Origin of the sequence: Kosakonia sp. MH5, from assembly GCF_009935945.1 — a bacterium.
Lineage (GTDB): Bacteria > Pseudomonadota > Gammaproteobacteria > Enterobacterales > Enterobacteriaceae > Kosakonia > Kosakonia radicincitans.
The window spans coordinates 192,683-213,882 of sequence record NZ_QODH01000002.1 but is presented as its reverse complement, the minus strand read 5'-3'; the positions used below and the strand labels follow the sequence as shown (position 1 = coordinate 213,882).

Genomic DNA, 21,200 nt, shown 5'->3' with positions numbered 1-21,200 from the left:
CATGCAAATAAACGACCTGCAGGTCAAAGACGCCGTTCTGTTACCCCTTTTTACGCTGCAACGGCAAAACGCCGTTGAGCTTTTTTATACCGGCTACTTTTCCCAGCAACATATTGTTTCGCTGGGCGAAGTGATCCGCGCCTGGCTGGATAAACATGAATCCTCCGCCGTGACGCGCCGCAAACTCTTCTCGGCATTTATCGAGATGGGGCAAAACATTGTGCGCTACTCCGCCGACGATCGGTTTTTATCGGCCGTTGAACACGAGCTGCGCTTTGGTTCGGTCTGTTTTCATATGGATCAGACCCATTACTACCTGGAAACGGCAAACCTGGTAGGGCCGGAAGCTTCCACCCTGCTGCAAACGAACCTTGAAGTGTTGCGTGGCATGTCGCAGGCAGAAATCCGCGACGCCTGGAAGCAGGGGCTGAGAAGCGAAGCGCCGGCAACCAGCAAAGGGGCCAATATCGGTTTGTTGACCATGGCGCGCGATACCAGCGTTCCGCTGGAGTATCGCATTCATCCACTGGCGGCAAGCTCCCTTTCCGCCTTTCACTTAAAGGCAACGTTTTGCCATGACTGATATGACATTGACGCCTGCTATTGAATTGTCCGCCACCGCCGCCACGCCGGAGGTGAAATTTGATTTTGCCGCGCAAAAGCTGCTGCTGAAAGGCGAAGCCTACCCGGAGAATGCCGCCGCGTTCTTCCGCCCGCTGCTGGATGCGCTGGAGGGCTGGCTGCAAAGCGGGCAACAGACCAGCGCGCCGCTGCAATTACATGTCGCGCTTAGCTATTTCAATAGTTCAAGCACCAAGCTGTTGTTTACACTGTTTGAGATCCTGAATAATCACGCGAAAAGCGGCGCGCCGTGCGAGCTGTACTGGTACTACGACCCGGAAGATGACATCTCCGAAGAGTTTGGTCAGGAGTTGCGCATCGACTTCCCGTCACTGGCTGTGTTTCTTATCCCGGACATCACCGCATGCTAGATATTAATGAGCTCTTCAGGGAGGAATATTCCGTACTCGAAGAAGCCCGGCTGGCGGCTGCCGATGCGCAACTTCCGGCGGAGGTCTGCCGCGAAAAACTGTGGGCCGTTTCCAGACATTACCAGCGTCTGATCCGTGAATCGTATCGTCTGATCTCCCGCAGCGACCGCGCCGAGCGCGAACTGACGCGAATGAACGAGCAGCTCCAGCAACTTGCCGCGCGCCTGGAGTACGAAGCAACGCACGATCCGCTGACCGATGTGTTTAACCGCAGCGCGATCATCAATCAGATCAACAGTGGCCTGCTGAAAGGCGATGTGGCGCTGATCCTGCTGGATATTGATCATTTCAAACGTATTAACGACGAATATGGTCATCCGACCGGCGATCGGGTGATTTGCGCGCTGGTGTCGCGCGTACGCCGCGCCGTGCCGGAGAGCGCCGCTATCGGCCGCGTCGGCGGCGAGGAATTTACCATTGTGCTGCCGAACGCCAGGGTGGAAGAGGCGATGATTACCGCCAGCTATATTCACGCCTCACTGAATGCTTCGCCGCTGGACGTGTTGCCGCAGCAACTGGTCACCGCCAGTTTCGGCGTCAGTCTCGGCGTGAAAGAGAGCAGCTTCGAAACGCTGTACAGCGAAGCCGACGGCGCGCTGTATAACGCGAAAAAACGTGGGCGAAACCAGGTCGCGCTGCATGAGGCTTTTTTTCCCGCACCGGTAAAGGTCAATTTTTCACGGGAAAATATTCAGCATTGAGGGTTGCCTGGTTCTGAGGAATAGTTCCGTTCACCAGACGTTCGGTAACCAGCTGAACATCAACATACGTGAACAGGAAAAGGGGAGCTTGCCGCGCTCCCCTTTTCAATCCCCGCGGCCCCGCGGGAAATCGGAGCTTCGCACCGTGCTCACCTCCCGCACATCTGCCTGCGGTCGGCTCGACTCGACGTCCTGTTTCGTTTCGCCGATTTCAGCGGGGACCAACCCCGCCGCTGTAATATTGTGGCTTATAAAAACTCTGTATCGCGACAGGAATGCCGTCCGGCGATATAACTGGCCCGTGCTTTTCGTTCTTTCATTAAGGTACAGTCTGGTGAACGGAACTATTCCGCAGAGCCCACCAACTTCACCGGCTCGACTGCAAAAACTTCCTCACCCTGTCCGAATCCGGATTGGTAAAAAACTTCTCCGGCGGTGCTTTCTCGATTAGCAGCCCTTTTTCCAGAAACACCACTTCATCCGACACCTGACGGGCGAAATCCATCTCGTGGGTCACCACCACCATCGTATAACCTTCTGCCGCGAGATCTTTCATCACCCCCAGCACTTCATTCACCAGCTCCGGATCCAGCGCCGAGGTCGGTTCATCGAAAAGGATCACTTCCGGCGACATCGCCAGCGAACGGGCGATCGCCACACGCTGTTTTTGCCCGCCGGAAAGGGTAATCGGGTAGACATCGGCCTTGTGGCTCATGCCCACTTTTTCCAGCTGGCGGCGGGCAATCTCGTTTGCCGCGTCGCGCTTCATCCCTTTCACATGCACCAGCGCTTCGGTGACGTTTTGCTGCACCGTCAAATGCGGCCACAGGTTAAAACTCTGGAACACCATCCCAACCCGCTCGCGGATATGGGAGAGATCTTTGTGCGACATCGCTTTGCCCGTCTTCTCATCCACCCCTATGCGCTGGCCGCTGATACGCACTTCACCGCGATCCGGCTGCTCCAGCCAGTTCATGCAGCGCAGCAGTGTCGATTTACCGGAGCCGGACGAACCCAGAATGCTCACCACCGTGCCCTTCTCCACCGTCAGGTTGATATCCCGCAGCACTTCAACGTTATCAAACTGTTTGGACAGGTTTTTGATGCTAACCGCGCTTGCTTCAGGCATGGCTCATTCCTCTTTTAGCTCCATAATGACTTAACCGCTTAATCAACAACTCCAGCAAAATGCTGATCCCCCAGTAGAGCGCAATGGCGACAATAAAGGCGTTAAACGGAATAAAGTAAGTTGACTGCACGCTATTCGCGGCGGCGGTAATCTCCTGCACGGTAATAATGCACAGAAACGCGGTATCTTTCAGGCAAATAATAAGCTGGTTACCCATTAACGGCAGCGACGACGAAAAGATATTTGGCAGAATAATACGGCGAAAGGTTTTATAGCGCGAAAAACCCTGCGACTGCGCGGCCTCAATATACCCGGCGGAAAATATCCGCCGCTGGCTGCGTAATATTTCGAAGAAATAAGCCCCGTGATAAATCACCAGCGCCAGCAGACCGGCGGTCCAGGCTTCCATACTGATACCAACTTGCGGCAAGCCGTAATACAGCAGATACGCCAGAATTAAAAATGGCACGGCGCGCATCAGGCTGACAAAAGCGATAATCAGACGATTAATAACGCGATGCTGATACTCCATGACATAGCACAGCGTAATACCAATAAACAACCCGACAACGGCAGCGATAATAAACAGTTCCAGCGTTGCCAGCAGCCCGTTAAAAAAACTCTCACGCGCCGCCCAAATAATTCCCCACTGATTCATATCTCCTCCGCCTCTTATCGCGCCAGGCGCTTCGCTTTACGTTCGGCCGCGCCCTGCAACTTCAGCAGCAGACCGATAATAATGACGTACAACAGCCCGGCGGCCAGGATCGGCGACAGCGGTTCATAGGTCACCGAGGAAATGCGGTTGGTTACGCGGGTTAAATCCACCACACCGATGATCGCAATTGCCGGGCTACCTTTAATCAGGAACGACATCTCGTTGACCAGCGCAGGCAGGCTTTCAATCCACATCTGCGGCAGCATGATTTGCCGGAAATAGGTCCAGCGGCGCATACCGACGGATTCTGCCGCTTCCCGCTGCTCACGCGGGAAATTACGAAATGCGTTGCGCCAGATTTCAGCGTTAAATGCCGAGGTATTCAACGTCAGCGCCAGAATAGCAGCGGGCGTTTTATCGAGATTAATGCTGAGCGTCGGCAGCGATAAAAACAGAAACAGCACCAGCGTCACCAGCGGCGTCGCGCGAGCCAGGCTGATGTAGACCACCAATAACTGATCAATAACCGGGATCTTCATCATGCGGATAAAGGCGATCACCAGGCCAATCACCACGCCGAAAGCAATCGCCACGCAAGAGATCCAGAGGGTCGTCCATGCGCCTTCAATCAATAACTGCCACGAGATTAAGTCCATGTTCCCTCCTGTTAAAACGTGCGGCGGTGCCCCGCCGCGTTACACTTACAGACCGGCTAACTTGTGGAACTGATCGGCGCTGGTGATCGGTTCTTTCGGCAACTCGTAGGTCTCACCGAACCATTTTTTCTGCAACTCAGTCAGCTTGCCGGTTTCGGTCATATGATTCATAAACCCGGTCATGAACTTCAGCAGTTCCGGCGAGTTTTTCGGGATTGGCCAGGCCATATAGCCAGGGCCAGAAACCGCCAGCCCTTTGGCGAACACTTTCGGCTTCGCTTTCACCAGGTCGTTCACCGAAATCACCACGTTGATCACGTAATCGACACGTTTGTTCGCCAGGTCAGCATAGGCTTCCGGGTAGGATTGATACTCAACGACCGGGCCAAGTTTACCGCCTACTTTTTCCAGCATCGCTTTCAGTTCCGGCAAACGCGCCAGCAGTGCGCTGCCCGCCTGAACGCCCACTTTTTTACCGCTGAGATCGGCAATGGTATTTAACGTTTTGTCATCTGCGCGTTTCACAAAATAGTGCTGCGCGGAGGCCCACGGCGGAGTGAAATTAAATACATTGAGGCGTTCGTCGGTAATTACCGCGCCAGTGAGAGCCATATCATATTGCCCGGTGGAGACCGCTGCGAGTAATCCGGTCCACGGCAGAATACTTTGGTTGATATTGAATTTTGCGTATTTACGCAGCTCTTCAAGCATGTCCTTGTTAAAACCATCCGTCTGGCCGTTATTCATAAAGTTAAACGGCGCATAATCATCTTCGGTCGCGACTTTCATCGTGCCGGATTTTTCAATTTCAGGTAAATCCGCTGCCACTGCGTGTAATGAAAATGCCAAAGAGATCATGGCTGCAAGACAATATTTGCCGAATACTTTTTTCATCTCTCCACCCTTATTTAATTTGCCAGACCGGTACATTCCAGGGGTGCCGGAAGCTTTGCAAGATATATGCCGAAACAGGAACTCGCCCGACGTTTTGTGACTGCGTTTTTACAATAGGGAGGCAAAGTCGCTTCTGAATAGAGCCAGTTTTTGCAAATGGATGTGTCAGTTTGCCGGAATCTGGTATGAAACTTGCTCAACTCCTGTAGAAGATATATCGAGAGGAGTGCAGCATGATTCGCCATCTACTGAACGTAAATTTTGATGCCCGGCGTGGACTTCAGGAGCAAGTTCGCGAATCGCTGGTCAATGCCATTCTGAGCGGTATTTTCCCGGCTGATACCCCTCTCCCTTCCTGCCGACAGCTCGCCAGCCAGCTTGGCGTCTCGCGCAATACCACGGCGCTGGTGTTTGAAAGCCTGGTCAACGAGGGCTACCTGGTTAGCCGCCCGCGCAGTGGTTACTACCTGCATCCGGATTATTACTCCGCTGGCCCGGCGAGTGGGCAGAGTGTCGCGGCTGCACCCGAATGCGAGGGCGATGCACCACGATGGGGCAATCGCCTGAAAATTACCCCCAGCCAGCAGGAGTCGATTCTCAAACCCGCCGGCTGGATGCACTACCGCTACCCGTTTATCTACGGCCAGCCCGATACCCAGCAGTTTCCCCTCGCCACCTGGCGCGCGGCGGCGAACTGGCTGCATGGCGGCGTGCGCGATCCGGCCTGGGTGATTGACCATATCGACCAGGATGTGCCGATGCTGGTTGAGCAGATCCGCACACGCGTGCTGCCCAAACGCGGCATTGTCGCCGCGCCGGATGAGATTCTGATTACCCTTGGCTCGCAAAACGCGCTCTACCTGCTGACGCGCCTGCTGATGTCTGAGGAAACCCGCGTGGCGGTGGAAAACCCCAGTTTTCGCGAAGCCATCAACACCTTTTTATTAAGCGATACGCAGATTGTGCCGCACCCGGTAGACAGCGAAGGGCTGGTGCTCAATGAAACGCCCTGCGACTACTACTACGTGACGCCGGGCCATCAGGTACCGACCGGGGTGACGATGAGCAAAGCGCGGCGCACGCAGTTGCTGGAATACGCCACCCGCCACGATGCGGTGGTGATTGAAGATGATTACGACTCGGAAAGTAACTTTATGCAGAACCCGCTGCCCGCGCTGAAAGCCAGCGATCGCAGCGGACGGGTAATCTACGTCAGCAGCCTGTCGAAAGCGCTGTCGCCGGGGCTGCGCCTTGGATTTATGGTTGCTGCGCCGGAGATTATTGATGAGGCGCGCGCGCTGCGCCGTCTGGTGTATCGCCATCCGCCGACCAATATTCAGTATCAGATGGCGCATTTCCTCGCTCAGGGGCACTACGAAACCCATTTGCGCCGCTACCACGAGGATTCCGCTCGCCGCTGGGACAGCTTGTACAATGCACTGCGCACCTTTTTACCGGAGTGTCAGATGATGGACGGCAGCGAGCATGCCAACGCGTTCTGGCTGCGCACGCCGGAGCATATCAGCACACAGCAACTGACCTGGCGGGCCGCGCATGCGGGCGTACTGATTGAACCTGGCGCGCGCCATTTTCTCAATGCCGCGCCGCCGGATAACTTCTTCCGCATGGGCTTTCACGCCATTAACCCGCAGGCCATTGCCCCCGGTGTGGAAGTCCTGCGCGGGCAGCTTGAGCAGTTCTGCTAAACCGCCCCAATGAGGGCGGTTTTCTCACTGTGCTTTCGCGTACTCCATCATCACCTGCAGCAGCACATTCGCTCCGGCAGTAACATGTTCCGGCGAGGCATACTCAATTTCGTTATGGCTGATGCCGTCTTTGCAGGGAATAAAGATCATTCCGGTCGGCGCAAGGTAACTCATATAAACCGCATCGTGACCAGCGCCAGAGACAATCGGGCGTGACGGATAGCCAAGCTGCTGCGCCGCGCGGCCAATCGCCTGCTGGCACTGCGCGTCAAACGGCGCGGCCGGATAGTGGCTGACCTGCTCCAGCGTGACGCCCAGCCCCGTTTCCTGTGCCACTTTGGCGGTAAAAGCGCGCAGTTGCGCGTCCATCTCATCGACAGCGGCATCGCTGATGTTGCGCATATCTACGGAGAATTTCACTTCGCCCGGCACCACGTTGCGGCTGTTCGGGTGCACCTGCACCATACCTACCGTACCGCGCCCCTGCTCGCTGCGCCCGGCAATCGCCACCACTTCCTGCATAATGCGCGTCGCCACCTGCAACGCATCCTGGCGCAGGTGCATCGGCGTTGGCCCGGCGTGGGATTCCATCCCCGTGACGGTGCAGTCATACCAGCGGATGCCCAGTACGCCCTGCACCACACCGATCACTTTGTCCTCTTCTTCCAGAATCGGCCCCTGCTCAATATGCGCTTCAAAGTAGGCCGCCAGCGGATGATCGCCCGGTGTCTGCTCGCCAATGTAGCCAATCTTCCCCAGCTCTTGCCGCACGGTTTTGCCTTCGGCATCGGTGGCAGCGTAGATTTTCTCCAGCGGGAAAACGCCAGCAAAGACGCCGGAACCCATCATCACCGGCACAAAACGCGAGCCTTCTTCATTGGTCCAGAACACCACTTCCAGCGGATGCTCGGTTTCAATCTGCAAATCATTGAGCGTGCGCACCACTTCCAGCGCGGCCAGCACGCCAAAGTTACCGTCGAATTTTCCGCCGGTCGGTTGCGTGTCGATATGGCTGCCCGCCACAATTGGCGGCAGGTTCGGGTTGCGCCCTTCGCGGCGCATAAACACGTTGCCGATTTTATCGATGGTGATACTCAGCCCGGCGGCTTTGCCCCAGCCAATCACCAAATCGCGCCCCTGCCGGTCGAGATCGGTTAACGTCAGGCGACAGCAACCACCTTTTGGCGTCGCGCCGATTTTCGCCAGTTCCATCAGAGAATCCCATAACCGCTCGCCGTTAACCCGGCAGTCACTCAGCGTCAGCGCGTGGCTGTGCAAAACTTCGCTTGTCATCTTATTTCTCCTGCATAAAGGTGGTGGCCATCGACACCAACAGCGCATCGCTGCCGCACGGGCCGATGAGTGAAATCCCCAGCGGCGCGCCGTCAATCGTCGTCACCGGAATATTGACCTGTGGGCGACGGGTCAGCACCGCGATCAGCAACAAGTCATGAGAGATGCGCCGCGTGGCTTCGATCTCTTCTGGCGCGGCCGTTAATAATGGTGCCGCATCCGGCACCGTCGGCAGCAACAAAATGCGATCGCCCAGTTGCGTCTGCCACCAGGCCGTAAAGGCTTCGCGAAGCTGGCACGCCGCAGCGAATTCCGCCTCCGTGACCGCTTTGCCGTACGCAAAGCGCTCCGCCACATCCGGCCCCAGTTGCATGCCCAGTCTTTCAATGTTGTGTCCCTGTGATTGCCAGGCTTCATAGCCCTGAATCTGGCGAAACGCGGTGTAAACGGCTTCGCGCTCCGGCAGCGGCGCATCCAGCGAGGCGATCTCACCAAAGTGCTGCGCGAGTTTTTCCCGTACCGGCAACAGCGCCTGCTGGCTATGCGGCGGGAGCGCGGCAAACAGCGCTTCATGGCAGGCCAGTTCGATCTGCGCAGGCGTGAAGGTGTCGTCACCGAGCAGGCAACTGGCCGCTGCGCTAAAGGCCTGCGGCGTGCGGGCGAAGAACCCACAGGTGTCCATGGTGGCACACAGCGGCTGGCAGCCTGCCAGCGAAATGCGCCCGTGGGTTGGGCGCAGACCAAACAGGCCGCAATAGCTGGCAGGCGTGCGTACCGAACCGCCAGTGTCGGTACCGAGCGCAATATCACACAGACCATTGGATACCGCCGAGGCCGAACCGGACGACGAACCGCCAGGAATACGCAGCGGTGCCGCGCCATTGCGTGGCGTACCGTAATGGATGTTATGGCCGCTCATCGAATAGGCCAGTTCACTGGTGTGGGTTTTGCCAACAAACCGCGCCCCGCCGTCCAGCAGCATTTGCACGGCGGGCGCAGTGGTGGTTTTGATGCCCGAGGCGGCAAGTACGTGCGGATTGCCGCCGCCGGTGGGATAGCCTGCGACATCAAACAGATCTTTTGCGGCAAACGTCAGGCCGCTCAGCGGGCCGCTTTCCGCCTGCGGCACAGCGACGAAAGGATAAGGCATAAAAGCCCGTGGGTCCTGCATGTTACCTCCCCGGTTTCAGGCGAATGCCTGCTGTGGTGTGATGTCGGTTGTCAGTTCGCGCCAGCGGTGGCAACTGACCACATGGCGTTCAGCAACCTGTTCCGTAACGGGTTGTTGCTGGTGACAGGCAGACTGCGCGTGAGGACAACGAGCGGCAAAGGCGCACCCCGGCGGCAGAGCGGCCAGATCCGGCGGCGAGCCGGGAATGCAGTGCAACACATCGCCCTTTTTCAGCCCCTCTTTCGGGCGGCTGCCGAGCAGTACGCGGGTGTAGGGATGGCGCGGCTGCGCGAGGATATCGGCAATCGGCGCTTCTTCCACGATGCGCCCGGCGTACATCACTGCCACCCGATCGGCGATCTCCACCGCCGCACCAATGTCGTGGGTGACGAAGATAATCGACAAATCGCGCAGTTTTTGCTGCTCGCGCAATAGGATCAGGATCTGGATCTGCACGGTGGCATCCAGCGCGGTGGTCGGTTCATCGGCCAGCAGCAGTTCCGGGTTGCAGGAGAGCGCCAGCGCAATCATCGCCCTCTGGCGCATGCCGCCGGACATCTCATGCGGATAGGCCTCAAGACGACGCTCCGGGCTGGGAATACGCACCTGGCGCAACGCCCCCAGCGCCCGCGCTTTCGCATCATTGCGCGCCAGCCCTTCGTGACGCTGCAAACCTTCCACAATTTGTTGGCCGATGGTGTAAACCGGGTCAAACGCCAGCAGCGGCTCCTGGAAAATCATCGCGCAGATTTTCCCGCGGTAGTGGCGCAACTGGCGGCTGTTCATCGCCAGCACCGCTGCACCGCCGACATTCATCGTGCCGCTAAGCCGGCTGCTCTGCGGCGGATGCAGGCGCATCAAGGCCCGCAGGGTGACGCTTTTACCGGAGCCGGATTCGCCAATCAGTGCCATCACTTCGCCTTTGCGGACATCAAACGAAACACCGTTGACCGCATTGACGGTCTGCCCGTCACGGCGAAACTCGACGCGAAGATCGCGAATATGGACGAACGCTTCATGCGACATCACTCACCTCCTGTAGCGGAATATCCCGGTGCCAGGGCGAATCCGGCTGCGCCATCAGGCAGGCACTTTGATGCGCCTCGCCGACCAGCGCCAGTTGCGGTTTCACCTGCGAACAGACCGCTTTGGCGTGCGGGCAGCGGGTGTGAAAACGGCAGCCCGCAGGCGGTGAAATGGGGCTTGGCGGATCGCCGGAGAGCGGTGAAACCTCGGTGCGGTTATGCGGGTCCATCGACGGCATCGAGCTGAGTAACGCGCGGGTATAAGGGTGTGCGGAAGCGGTAAACAGCGCTTCCGATGGGCCAATTTCCACCACTTCGCCGAGGTACATCACCAGAATGCGATCCGACAGCCAGCGCACCACGTGCAGATCGTGGCTGATAAACACATAGGTAAGATCGAGGGTGCGTTTTAACTCCTGCAACAGTTGCAGCACCTGCGCTTCCACGGATTTATCCAGCGCGGAAACCGCTTCGTCGAGGATCACCAGCCGGGGTTTCATTGCCAGCGCGCGGGCAATATTGACGCGCTGGCGCTGACCGCCGGATAAAGCGTGCGGATAGCGATGCGCAAACCGCGCAGGCTCCAGCCCGACGTGCGCCAGCAGATAGCGGGCATATTCATTGGCCTCTTTGCGGCTGATGCCATGTACCTGCTGGCCAAAGGCGATGCTCTCTTCCATGGTCATACGCGGGTTCAGCGAGGCGTAACTGTCCTGAAACACCATCTGCACCTGGCGACGATAGGCTTTCAGCGGCAAGCGCGACGAACCAACAGCCTCGCCATCAAACACCAGTTCGCCGCTGTCCTGCGTTAGTAGTTGCATCAGTAACCGGGCGGTGGTTGATTTCCCGCAGCCGGACTCCCCCACCACACCGAGAGTTTCCCCTTTGTGCACTTCGAAGCTGACGTTATCCACCGCCTGCACCACGTCATGGCCTTTACGCACGCCGAGGTGAAAATGCTTCAGCAGATTGTTCACCCGCAGCAGCGGCTGCGCCGGGCCGCCAATATCGACATTGATAAAAGGTTGCATGCTGTTACTCCTTGATCGCCATGGCGGCGCGCAGACGATCCGCCAGAACGTTAAACGAGATGGAGGTGATAAAAATCATCATCCCCGGCAGCGCCGCCACCCACGGCTGGGTATAAATGGCGGTGCGCAGCGTGTTGAGCATCAATCCCCATTCCGGTTCCGGCGGACGCACGCCAAGGCCGAGAAACGACAAGCCGGAGGCGAGGATCATGCAGACGGAAATCAGGCCGGTAGAGAAGACGAAAATCGGCCCCAGCACATTGCCCAGCACCTGCACACGAATAATGGTGAACGCACTGGCACCGGTGGCGCGGGCAGCATCGATATAATCCATATGTCGCACCTGCGCGGTAACGCTTTCGGCGATACGCGCCACTTGCGGCACAAACACCAGCGTCAGCGAAAGCAGCGCATTGCCAATGCCAGCGCCCATCGCGCCGGAGAGCGCAATCGCCAGCAACACCGATGGAAAGGCGTAGAAAATATCTATGGTGCGCATGATCAGGGTGTTGGTTTTCCCGCCGGCATAACCGGCGATAATCCCGATGGCGCCGCCGATAAAAAAGGCGAATACCACCGGCACAATCCCCATAAACAACGACAGGCGCGTCCCCAGGATCAGGCGTGAGAGCATGTCGCGCCCCAGTTCATCGGAACCGAGAGGGAATCCCTCGGTGCCGATCGGTTTCAGGCGCAGAAACATTGAGGTCTGGTAAGGATCTTTGAGGATCAGCCACGGCCCGAACAGTGCCATCAGCAGCAACAGCAGAATAATGCTTCCGACTACCATGCCCGTTGGATCGCGCAATAACCGCGCGCCCACACCGCGCCAGTAGCCCTGCGTCGCCGCAACCGGCGCGGCGGCAACGTTGATTTTTGGCGTTACGCTATCCACCATCGTTAGCTCCTCTTAATGCGCGGATCGAGAGAGGTTTGCAGCACATCCACCAGCAGATTGAGCAGCACGAAGAACAGCGCCAGCACCCAGATCGTCCCCTGCAAGAGCGGCAGGTCGCGCTGGAAGATGGCGGTATTGAGCAGCAGCCCGGTGCCGGGCCATGAAAAGACCGTTTCGACCAGAATCGAGCCGCCCATCAGGTAGCCAACCTGCAAGCCCATGACCGCCAGCGCGGTCGGCGCGGCGTTTTTCACTACATGCAGAAAGATGCGTGATTCATTGAGGCCGCGTGCGCGCAGCCCGACGATGAACTCCTGGCTCAGGATATCCGCCACCTGCGAACGCACGGTACGGGCGATAATGCCGGTGGGGATCACCGACAGCGTGACGGCGGGCAGCAGCATAAATTGCAGATGCGCCCAGTCCCACTGCCAGCCGGTTTCGCCAATCGGCCCGCCGCCGGTCGCGGGCAGTAGCGCAAACTTGACGCAGAAAACAATCACCAGCAGCATGCCGAGCCAGTAGTGCGGCACGCTGACGCCGAAGACCGATAGCAGCGAGGCCACGCGATCGATAATGCTGTTGCGAAAGTAGCCCGCGACAAAACCAAACAGGCTACCGAGCACAAAGCCAATCAGCGTTGCCAGCAGCGCAAGGCGCAATGAGTACGTGACGGCAGTCATCACCTCACTCATTACCGGACGACCGGTAGCGATCGACATACCCAGATCGCCATGCAGCGCCCGCCACAGCCAGTGCACAAACTGCACCGGCAGCGGTTTGTCAAAACCGTAGGCCTGCATCAGCGTCTGGCGCATCGCTTCGGACGCATCCGGCGGCATCACCGATACCAGCGGATCGCCCGGCGCGATTTGCACCAGCAGAAAACAGATTACCGCTACCCCTAACATGGTCGGAATAGCCAGCAAAACGCGGTAAAAAAGTGTGCTGATCATGGCCCCTCCTCGGTTACTCTTTCTTGCTCACCAGACTTAAATCAATAAACCAGCTCTGCGGTTGCACCACGCCGGTCACGGCCGGGGAGATGGCGCGCGGGCCAACGTCGTGCGCCACAAACAGGAACGGCACCTGATCCACCAGCGCGGCATGCAGCTCACCGGCGGCTTTATCCATCTCGGCCGGGGTGAAAGCGTGTTTGACGGCGGCCGCCAGTTTTTCGGTTTCCGGCGAGGTGAAGTAACCCCAGTTGGTGGCGGTAGGCGGGAAGGCTTTTGCGGTAGAGAAGCGGATCATGCCGAAGTACGGGTCGGTCACCGCAGCGCTGACGTTGATGGCGTTAACCCCCTGCGCGGACGGATCTTTCGCTCCTAAACGCCAGTTGGTGAACAGCGTGTTCCACTCGTTGACCTTGATATCGACGTTGAAGTAGCAGCTTTTCAGGCTCTGCTGGATGTATTCATTCATCGGCAGCGGCTGCATCTGGCCGGAACCCGAGGCGGACGTCGCCACGGTAACGTGCAGCGGTTTGCTTTCGCTGTAGCCTGCTTCGGTCATCAACTTACGCGCGGTATCGGGATCGTATTTGATCTGGAATGTCGGTTTGCCGCGCCACGGGTTGCCCTCTTCATACACTCCGGTCGCTTCGGACATATAACCGCCGAGATAGCTTTTCAGCTCGGAACGGTTGAGGCAGAGGTTGGCGGCTTTGCGCACACGAATGTCGCGCCACGGCGAACCTTCCAGGAATGAGAACTGCCACGGCCAGAGGTGCGGCTGGGTGTTGGAGTAGATTTTAAAACCCTGCGCTTTGATCTGATCGACCGCATCCGGTGCTGGCGCTTCAATCCAGTCCACCTGTTTCGACAGCAGCGCGGCGGTGCGGGCGTTAGCTTCCGGTAGCGGGATCAGCACCACTTTATCGACGCGCGGAATGCGGTCTTTATTCCAGTAATCCGGGTTCTTATCGAGGATTAACTGCTGGCGCGGCACCAGTTTTTCCAGCTTGAATGGCCCGCTGCCGACGGCCTGCGAGGCAAAGGTGGTCCACGCTTGTTTGCTGCGTGCGGCGGTATCGCCTGTCGAAGCCGGAACCGCGTCATAAATTTTCTGCCACGCCGTCGGCGAGACAATAAACAGGTTAGTGATGTTGTACGGCAGCAGTGCATCCGGCTCTGAGGTGGTGAGCGCGACCGTGTGATCGTCAATTTTTTCAGCGCCGGTCAGCGTCGGCATACGCGACAACGTGTTGCCGATTTGCCCCGGCGCATATTGCGGCGCGGCTTTATCCAGCACTTTACCTACGTTCCAGACAATGGCGTCGGCATTCACTTCCGTGCCGTCGTGAAACTTCACGCCAGGGCGCAGCGTGAAGATCCAGCGGCTCTGGTTTTGCGGATCAACATGCCATTCGGTTGCCAGCCCTGGCACCAGCCCGCTCGGTTTTTCGCCTTGCGACAGATCCCACTCCACCAGCGAGTCATATAACGGAATACCGGTAAAGCGATTGCCTTCAAAACCCTGGTCAGGCTGGCCCAGCGTTAACGGGATATCCGCTGCGGTCATGGCGATACGCAATGTTGAGGCCTGCGCCTGTAATCCCCCTGCCAGCGCCAGTGCGCCAATCGCGGCCGCAATACGGTGTTTACGCCAAAAAGATTGATTAAGCATCACAGTGTCCCTGTTAAATAAATGAGACATTTAACAGGCAAGATACATACCAGCCGAATAAACAAGAATTTATCGCATTCAGACGCAGAAAATATCAGAAACGGTTATTACTCAGGGCATTATGCGGTGTTACGGATAACAGCTTTATATAGTTCGCGGCAGTAAGCGCACCCATTTCGGGAAAAATGTTGCAAAAATGCACCATTAAATCGGGAGAATGGTGGTTTCATAGCGATATTATTTTCCTGTGCGACTATTTATTAAATCTTTTCATGATCATGCATAAATCATAAGTAATCACTGTAGGGCGGATAACGTGCGTGGCGGCAAAAGAGGAAGGATCAGTCATTCACTTCCATAATAATGGAAACTCATTTCATAAGGGACGACTATGCCACTAGCCGATTTTCATGTTTCGGATCCGCTGACCCTCGGTATTGAAGTGGAATTACAGGTGGTTAACCCGCCGGGCTACGATTTAAGCCAGGACTCATCCCGGCTGATAGACGCGATGAAAAGCCAGGTGACTGGTGGCGAAGTGAAGCACGATATCACCGAAAGTATGCTGGAGATCGCCACCGGCGTCTGCCGCGACATCCATCAGGCGGCTCACCAGTTTTCTGCCATGCAGCAGATAATTTTGCAAACCGCGGCCGCTCACCACGTACAGATTTGCGGCGGCGGCACGCATCCGTTCCAGAAATGGCAGCGCCAGTTGGTGTGTGAGGATGAGCGCTATGCCCGCACGGTGGAGATGTTCGGTTATCTGATGCAGCAGGCAACAGTGTTTGGCCAGCATGTGCACGTCGGCTGCGCGAATGGCGACGACGCCATCTATTTGCTGCATGGCCTTTCCCGCTTTGTCCCGCACTTTATTGCGCTCAGCGCCGCTTCTCCCTACAGCCAGGGCACCGACACCCGCTACGCCTCGTCGCGCCTCAATCTTTTCTCCGCCTTTCCGGATAATGGCCCGATGCCGTGGGTGGCAAACTGGCAGGAGTTTACCGGTCTGTTTCGCCGCTTAAGCTACACCTCAATGATTGAGAGCATTAAAGATCTGCACTGGGATATTCGCCCCAGCCCCAATTTTGGCACGGTTGAAGTGCGGGTGATGGACACGCCACTGACGCTTTCCCACGCCATTAATATTGCCGGACTTATTCAGGCAGTGTCGCACTGGCTGCTGGCCGAGCGCCCCTTTAAGCACCAGCCGCAGGATTACCTGCTGTATAAGTTCAACCGTTTCCAGGCGTGTCGTTACGGCCTGGACGGGATTATTACTGACGTTCACAGCGGCGAGCAGCACACCATTGCCGAGGATCTCACGCGTCTGCTGGAAAAAATCGCGCCATGGGCCGACAGACTCCATGCCGGTAGCGCACTGGATGAACTGGCAGCGCGAGTCAAACGCGGCAAGAATGAGGCGCAACTGATGCGCGATTTTGTAGCGGATGGCGGCTCATTAATTGGCCTGGTGCAGAAACATGCCGAAATTTGGGCGGCAGGATAATCAGAATTTACTCAATCGATAATTTTAGCGCAGCTTAATGCTTTGCTGCGCTAAAATATATTTTAAGTGTTACTTACAAAATAGTAATCATAAAGTGGTAGAACCCCCTGTCGGAATTGATAAATATCAACAAGCCTCGTGTTAAAAATAAAGAATGCCTCTTTATCCCCGATAAGCCATATAAGTTAAAGCCAACCTGAGGCATCGGTATGAGATGGATTTATCGTTTATCAATGAAATTGAAATTATTGCTGGCACTTTTTCCTTTATTGTTTGCACTCATAGGGTTAGCGTCTAACGGCATCCTGAGTCGTCTTGAAACAGGCCAGCAAATGCGCACCATTATGAACTTAACATTGCTGGCAAAATATGCCGGAAGCGTTATTCATGAATTGCAAAAAGAACGTGGATTGAGCGCCGGATATTTAGGCAGCAAAGGCCAACAATTCTCTGCTGAATTAAACGATCAATATCCATACTCTTCGAAAGCCATTACGCAATTAACTGAAGCGCTTAAACAATTTCCTCTCCAGCAAGCGAATAACGATATTCGTCACGCGCTGGAACAATTTCAGCAACATCAGCAGGGAATCGACGCGTTTCGTCAGCAAATTCGCGGGCAGAGCGTAACCGGTACCGAATCCCTGGCGTGGTACAGCGCAATGATTAACGACCTGCTGAATGTCGTTGGTGGGATCAGCCAGTTGACCGATAACGGGGCGATCGTCAACCAACTGGCGGCCTATTACAGCATCCTGAATGCCAAAGAGCAGACCGGCATCGAGCGCGCGTTGATGTCGAACGTCTTCTCCGCCGATCGCTTTACCGACGGCCAGTTTCGCCAGTTGAATGAAACGGTGGGCAAGCAACTGTCGTGGTTCGCGGCGGCGCAGGCCTTCAATACGCCAGCAGTGAATGAAAAACTGGCCGCACAGTTGCAGGCACCGCAGGCGACGCACGCCCTTGAACTGCGCCAGCAGGCGATTGACCATGCGGCAAGCGGCAGTTTTGGCGTGGCTCCCGCAGACTGGTTCACCGCTCAGACGGCGCGGATTAATGCACTCAAAACGGTGGAGGATTCAGCCTCCGATACGCTACTCGCCACGGCGCAGTCGCTGGCGGACAGCGCCTGGCGCGGGGTAATTATCTTTGCGCTGGTTAGCGTCGCGGCACTGGTGGTGGCGCTGTTCTTCGCCCTGCTGGTCGCCAGCAGCATTCACCGTCAGTTGCATCACTCTCTGGCAACCATCGAAGGGATGGATGGCGATCTGACTCAGCGCCTCGACGTGCCCGGTAGCGATGAGCTGTCGCTGCTTAATCGCGCTTATAACCAGGCCATTGAGAACATTCAGCATATTGTCAGCGAGATAAAACAGGGCGCTGCCGTGCTGCGCAGCGCCAGCGCAGACATTGCCGATGGCAATCAGGATCTGGCTTCGCGTACCGATGAGCAGGCCGCATCGCTGGTTGAAACGGCCGCCAGTATGGAGCAGATTGCCACGGCGGTGAATCTGACGGCAGATAATGCCATTGAAGCGAAAAGGCTGACCGAAGAGATGGAGCAGCAGGTGCAGGAAGCGAGTCGCGTGGCGGCAGAAGCCAGCAGCAGTATGCTCGCCATTCGCGGTTCCAGCGAGCAGATCTCCAGCATTGTCAGTTCCATCGACGAGATCTCTTTCCAGACCAACCTGCTGGCGTTGAATGCGGCGGTAGAAGCCGCCCGCGCCGGGGAACTGGGCAAGGGCTTTGCGGTGGTAGCCTCCGAGGTGCGTAATCTGTCGCAGCGCTGCGCCAGCGATGCCCGGCAGATCCGCGAGTTAATAAGCAACAACATGGAGCAGATCGAGCAGGGCGTGACGCTGGTGCAGGCATCCGACCGGGCGTTGCAGTCGGCGAAAGCCAATACCGGTCAGATGCTGGCGTTTGTCAGCGATATCGCCCATGCGGCAGGCGAGCAGTCACTCGGCGTCTCGCAGGTGCATGAAGCGCTGAACCAACTGGAGCAGGTGACCCAGCAAAACGCCGGGCTGGTGGCCAGCGCCGCCAGCGCCAGCCAGATGCTGGATCAACAATCACAAACCATGACGACGCTGGTCGATCGCTTCGTGGTGGCGTGATCCGTCATACGGGGAACGTTGCGCTGCGGCGTGCTTTCCCCGACAATGCTTTTTTTCACCGATGATTAACGCTTATGAAACACCCGCTCGAATCGCTGGTTACGCTGGCAGGCATCCTGTTGATGGCTTTTATCTCTGTCCTGCTGCTGCCCGCGCCATCACTGGGCCTGCAACTGGCGCAAAGTCTGATGCAGCGCTTTCATCTGCTGGATTTGAACCAGCTTTATACCCTGCTCTACTGCCTGTGGTTTTTACTGCTTGGCTGCATTGAGTTTTTCGTACTGCGTTTTATCTGGCGGCGCTGGTTCGCCGTCTGAGTATGTTTGCTCCCTCTCCCTGCCCTGTCTGCGGCAGGGTATCGCTACGCTTTTAGCGCAGAATTAATTCCATAGTTGTTCTAATTATTTGAACGTTATCCGCAAATAGTTCAGCTTTTTCTTCGTATTCATCAGGCATATGATTTATCACATCAGGGCAACACAGCCCTCCCAAACAAAATGATGCAGGAATACGACCATGAAATTCATCAAAACTTTCGTTGCAGTTGCCGCACTGTCCGCCCTCTCTTTCGGTTCTTTTGCCCAGAGCATCAGCGCCAGTGCATCGACGCTCTCCGCCGCTGAGGCCAAAATTGCTGCACAGGCGGAAAAAGCCAATGCGTCTTACAAAATCACCAGCGCACGTGCTGACAACGGCGTGTATATGACTGCTGAACTGACGAAATAAATTACCCAGCCGGAATAACAAACAGGATAAGGCGAGCCATGAACCCGTTGCAGAAACTTTTTAGCGCTTTGTTCCCGCAGGCCGCAAATAGCGACACCACGGAATTACCATCAACTTCAGGAGCCGTTATGTCAGACAATTTTCTTGCTTTAGCGAAACAGCGCAGAACCATTTATGCCCTTGGTAAAGATCTGCCGGTTGCAGAAGAGGTTGTTATCGAGACCATTAAAGAAGCCATTCGCCAGGCACCTTCTGCGTTTAACTCTCAGAGTTCTCGTGCGTTGATTCTGTTAGGTAAAGAGCATGCGAAGTTCTGGGAACTGACCCGCGAGCAGTTGAGAAAAATTGTTCCGGAAGAGAGTTTCAAAGCGACATCCGACAAACTGGATGGTTTTGCCGCAGCTGCGGGTTCGGTGCTGTTCTTTGAAGATCAGGACGTGGTGAAAGGGTTGCAGGAGCAGTTCGCTGCCTACGCCGATAACTTCCCTGTCTGGTCAGAACACAGTACCGGTATCGCCCAATACGCCGTCTGGCTGGCGCTGGCGGAAAAAGGTATTGGTGCTAACCTTCAGCACTATAACCCGCTCGTTGATGCTGACGTGCAGAGCAGCTGGAATATTTCGGCGAACTGGAAACTGCGCGGCCATATGAACTTTGGTTCCATCGTGGCTCCGGCGGGCGAAAAAGCCTTTATGGACGATGACAAACGTTTTGTCGTTGCCCGCTAAGCATTCCTGAAACCACCCCGGTAAAGGTGAAATCCCCCGCTCGTTGGCGACAATGCGCGGGGATTTCTTTTTTGGCGGGTTTACTGCGTCTGGGCATCAAAAACCAGTGTTACCGACCCCTTCCACGTTGAGCCTGGCGCTTTTACCATCGTTTCCACCGCAGGCCTGAGCACGCGAAAATCAACGTGCGAACGACGATATGTAATAAAAGCACCCGGCGGATCAATAACGGCCCCATTGGCAGCCGAAGTAAGCCGCAGGTTATTGACATCGGTGCCATTGCTTTTAAATCCAGGGAGTGTCAGCCTCACTTCCACAGGTACTTTCTCGTTGGTTTGCGTATTCTCTATACCACAATTCTGGTTACCGCCATCAATACCGCACTGCATCTTGACGGTAAATTTCGAGGATGAAGAGACAATAAAAGGCACCTCTTTACTCAATGACTGCGGTATATGACCGCCATTCATCCACGGCTCCCAGCCTCCCTGTGCGCCCAGCAGGACATTTTCGCTGCCCGGTGCGAATTTAATAAAAAATGCATGTTCAACGGTCGCTTTTAAGTGGATTCTAATTTCATTATCAAAAGTCGCATCGGCATGGAAATCAAGGTCACCATTATCTCCAATCGTATAAATAAGGTCACCTTCGTATGTTCCCGCTAAAATATTTAACGGTTTCGGAGTGATAGTTAACAGATATCCTATACTGACCTGGTCAATATTAACCTTGCCCTGAAATCCTGTATTATTCATTTTCCTGTAACAGGTCAACTTCGTGCTCTGTAGCATTCTCCAACCCAAGCGGTACCAGTTTTCATCCATTGCAGTGCTATTTCCATCACACCCTCCCAAAGGGGCCGTTCCTAAGCCACTCAATGCATCACTCAATATACCGTTATTGGCATCCAGACGATTAATTGTCGCACCAAACATCGCGAAACGGAAAACTGCACTTATGCTGTTGCCAGTTTTCGTATCGGTTAAGGTTACTGTTCGCGCAGTACTATCAAATGTAAATGATGGATGATGTTTATTCAGATCGGGGGATAAATAATCCAGATATTTTTCTGCCCAAACGCCAGAAACAGAAAAACTTTTCTCATTACTCGCGCAATTGTATCTGACGCAATATCCTGAAACGGGAGTGGTATTGGTAAATTGATTATTTTGCGGCTTGCTGATGTCTGCCGCAAATTCTGCTGTGATATCCACCGTGGCGGCCTGTACCACAAAGGGAAATTGAAGAAAAAAACAGAAAATTACTCGAATAAT

Annotated in this window: 21 protein-coding genes; 9 read left to right on the top strand and 12 right to left on the bottom strand. The window is 55.8% G+C overall.

All coding sequences use genetic code 11. The annotated features are described in order from the left end of the window. The first annotated feature begins 1 nt into the window (after nt 1). The 3 genes from DK872_RS07390 to DK872_RS07380 are packed head-to-tail and all read left to right on the top strand — an operon-like array spanning nt 2 to nt 1,753. Nucleotides 2-583 carry a SiaB family protein kinase gene (locus tag DK872_RS07390; RefSeq protein WP_369878944.1) on the top strand — a complete coding sequence of 194 codons (582 nt, stop codon included), beginning with the start codon at nt 2-4 and terminating at the stop codon, nt 581-583. After that, on the top strand, nt 576-992 hold the full coding sequence (locus DK872_RS07385) for a DUF1987 domain-containing protein (RefSeq protein ID WP_007370944.1): 417 nt from the start codon (nt 576-578) through the stop codon (nt 990-992). The genes DK872_RS07390 and DK872_RS07385 overlap by 8 nt, the downstream gene beginning before the upstream one ends. Continuing rightward, nucleotides 986-1,753: a GGDEF domain-containing protein gene (locus tag DK872_RS07380; RefSeq protein ID WP_007370943.1), complete on the top strand. Its 768-nt coding sequence runs from the start codon at nt 986-988 to the stop codon at nt 1,751-1,753. The genes DK872_RS07385 and DK872_RS07380 overlap by 7 nt, the downstream gene beginning before the upstream one ends. A 367-nt stretch (nt 1,754-2,120) precedes the next feature. Here DK872_RS07380 and DK872_RS07375 read toward each other — a convergent pair whose 3' ends face one another. The 4 genes from DK872_RS07375 to DK872_RS07360 are packed head-to-tail and all read right to left on the bottom strand — an operon-like array spanning nt 2,121 to nt 5,090. After that, nucleotides 2,121-2,882, bottom strand: a complete 762-nt coding sequence (locus tag DK872_RS07375) for an amino acid ABC transporter ATP-binding protein (RefSeq protein ID WP_007370942.1) — start codon at nt 2,880-2,882, stop codon at nt 2,121-2,123. After that, complete coding sequence (locus DK872_RS07370) at nt 2,875-3,540, bottom strand: amino acid ABC transporter permease (RefSeq protein ID WP_007370941.1); 666 nt, start codon at nt 3,538-3,540, stop codon at nt 2,875-2,877. Before DK872_RS07370 ends, DK872_RS07375 begins: the two co-directional genes overlap by 8 nt. Before the next feature lie 14 nt (nt 3,541-3,554). Next, a complete protein-coding gene (locus tag DK872_RS07365; protein ID WP_161518197.1) occupies nt 3,555-4,196 on the bottom strand; it encodes an amino acid ABC transporter permease in 642 nt (213 codons plus the stop codon). A gap of 45 nt (nt 4,197-4,241) precedes the next feature. Then, on the bottom strand, nt 4,242-5,090 hold the full coding sequence (locus DK872_RS07360; RefSeq protein WP_007370939.1) for a transporter substrate-binding domain-containing protein: 849 nt from the start codon (nt 5,088-5,090) through the stop codon (nt 4,242-4,244). A gap of 233 nt (nt 5,091-5,323) precedes the next feature. On the opposite strand from DK872_RS07360, the gene DK872_RS07355 reads away from it, so the two are divergent. Further along, nucleotides 5,324-6,796 (top strand): PLP-dependent aminotransferase family protein, encoded by a 1,473-nt coding sequence (locus tag DK872_RS07355; protein WP_161518196.1) that lies wholly within the window; start codon nt 5,324-5,326, stop codon nt 6,794-6,796. A gap of 24 nt (nt 6,797-6,820) precedes the next feature. Here DK872_RS07355 and DK872_RS07350 read toward each other — a convergent pair whose 3' ends face one another. From DK872_RS07350 to DK872_RS07320, 7 genes are read right to left on the bottom strand one after another with little or no spacing between them, the layout of a single operon-like run. After that, nucleotides 6,821-8,089, bottom strand: coding sequence for a Zn-dependent hydrolase (locus DK872_RS07350; protein ID WP_161518195.1), 1,269 nt, complete (start codon nt 8,087-8,089; stop codon nt 6,821-6,823). A gap of 1 nt (nt 8,090) precedes the next feature. Further along, entirely contained in the window at nt 8,091-9,260 is a 1,170-nt protein-coding gene (locus DK872_RS07345) for an amidase (protein ID WP_072439998.1), read from the bottom strand. A 15-nt stretch (nt 9,261-9,275) separates the two neighbouring features. Continuing rightward, complete coding sequence (locus tag DK872_RS07340; protein WP_161518194.1) at nt 9,276-10,286, bottom strand: ABC transporter ATP-binding protein; 1,011 nt, start codon at nt 10,284-10,286, stop codon at nt 9,276-9,278. Further along, nucleotides 10,276-11,319, bottom strand: coding sequence for an ABC transporter ATP-binding protein (locus DK872_RS07335; protein WP_007370934.1), 1,044 nt, complete (start codon nt 11,317-11,319; stop codon nt 10,276-10,278). The genes DK872_RS07340 and DK872_RS07335 overlap by 11 nt, the downstream gene beginning before the upstream one ends. Before the next feature lie 4 nt (nt 11,320-11,323). Continuing rightward, complete coding sequence (locus DK872_RS07330) at nt 11,324-12,217, bottom strand: ABC transporter permease (RefSeq protein ID WP_071921148.1); 894 nt, start codon at nt 12,215-12,217, stop codon at nt 11,324-11,326. A 2-nt stretch (nt 12,218-12,219) separates the two neighbouring features. Continuing rightward, nucleotides 12,220-13,173 (bottom strand): ABC transporter permease, encoded by a 954-nt coding sequence (locus tag DK872_RS07325; protein WP_007370932.1) that lies wholly within the window; start codon nt 13,171-13,173, stop codon nt 12,220-12,222. A 13-nt stretch (nt 13,174-13,186) separates the two neighbouring features. Continuing rightward, nucleotides 13,187-14,845: an ABC transporter substrate-binding protein gene (locus DK872_RS07320; protein ID WP_071921149.1), complete on the bottom strand. Its 1,659-nt coding sequence runs from the start codon at nt 14,843-14,845 to the stop codon at nt 13,187-13,189. Nucleotides 14,846-15,236: 391 nt separating this feature from the next. Between DK872_RS07320 and DK872_RS07315 the strand changes: the two genes are divergently transcribed. The 5 genes from DK872_RS07315 to DK872_RS07295 all read left to right on the top strand — a co-directional run bounded on the left by DK872_RS07315 (nt 15,237) and on the right by DK872_RS07295 (nt 19,926). Next, nucleotides 15,237-16,355 carry a YbdK family carboxylate-amine ligase gene (locus DK872_RS07315; RefSeq protein ID WP_161518193.1) on the top strand — a complete coding sequence of 373 codons (1,119 nt, stop codon included), beginning with the start codon at nt 15,237-15,239 and terminating at the stop codon, nt 16,353-16,355. Between the two features lie 209 nt (nt 16,356-16,564). Then, nucleotides 16,565-18,472 carry a methyl-accepting chemotaxis protein gene (locus DK872_RS07310; protein WP_202625978.1) on the top strand — a complete coding sequence of 636 codons (1,908 nt, stop codon included), beginning with the start codon at nt 16,565-16,567 and terminating at the stop codon, nt 18,470-18,472. 74 nt (nt 18,473-18,546) lie between these two features. Beyond that, nucleotides 18,547-18,789, top strand: a complete 243-nt coding sequence (locus DK872_RS07305; protein WP_007370928.1) for a DUF1158 domain-containing protein — start codon at nt 18,547-18,549, stop codon at nt 18,787-18,789. Nucleotides 18,790-18,988: 199 nt separating this feature from the next. Then, nucleotides 18,989-19,198 carry a DUF1471 domain-containing protein gene (locus tag DK872_RS07300; protein WP_007370927.1) on the top strand — a complete coding sequence of 70 codons (210 nt, stop codon included), beginning with the start codon at nt 18,989-18,991 and terminating at the stop codon, nt 19,196-19,198. A 128-nt stretch (nt 19,199-19,326) separates the two neighbouring features. Then, nucleotides 19,327-19,926, top strand: coding sequence for a nitroreductase family protein (locus tag DK872_RS07295; RefSeq protein ID WP_007370926.1), 600 nt, complete (start codon nt 19,327-19,329; stop codon nt 19,924-19,926). 80 nt (nt 19,927-20,006) lie between these two features. Here the strand turns inward: DK872_RS07295 and DK872_RS07290 are convergent. After that, nucleotides 20,007-21,200: hypothetical protein (locus tag DK872_RS07290; RefSeq protein ID WP_237656184.1), on the bottom strand; the 1,194-nt coding region annotated here is incomplete at its 5' end.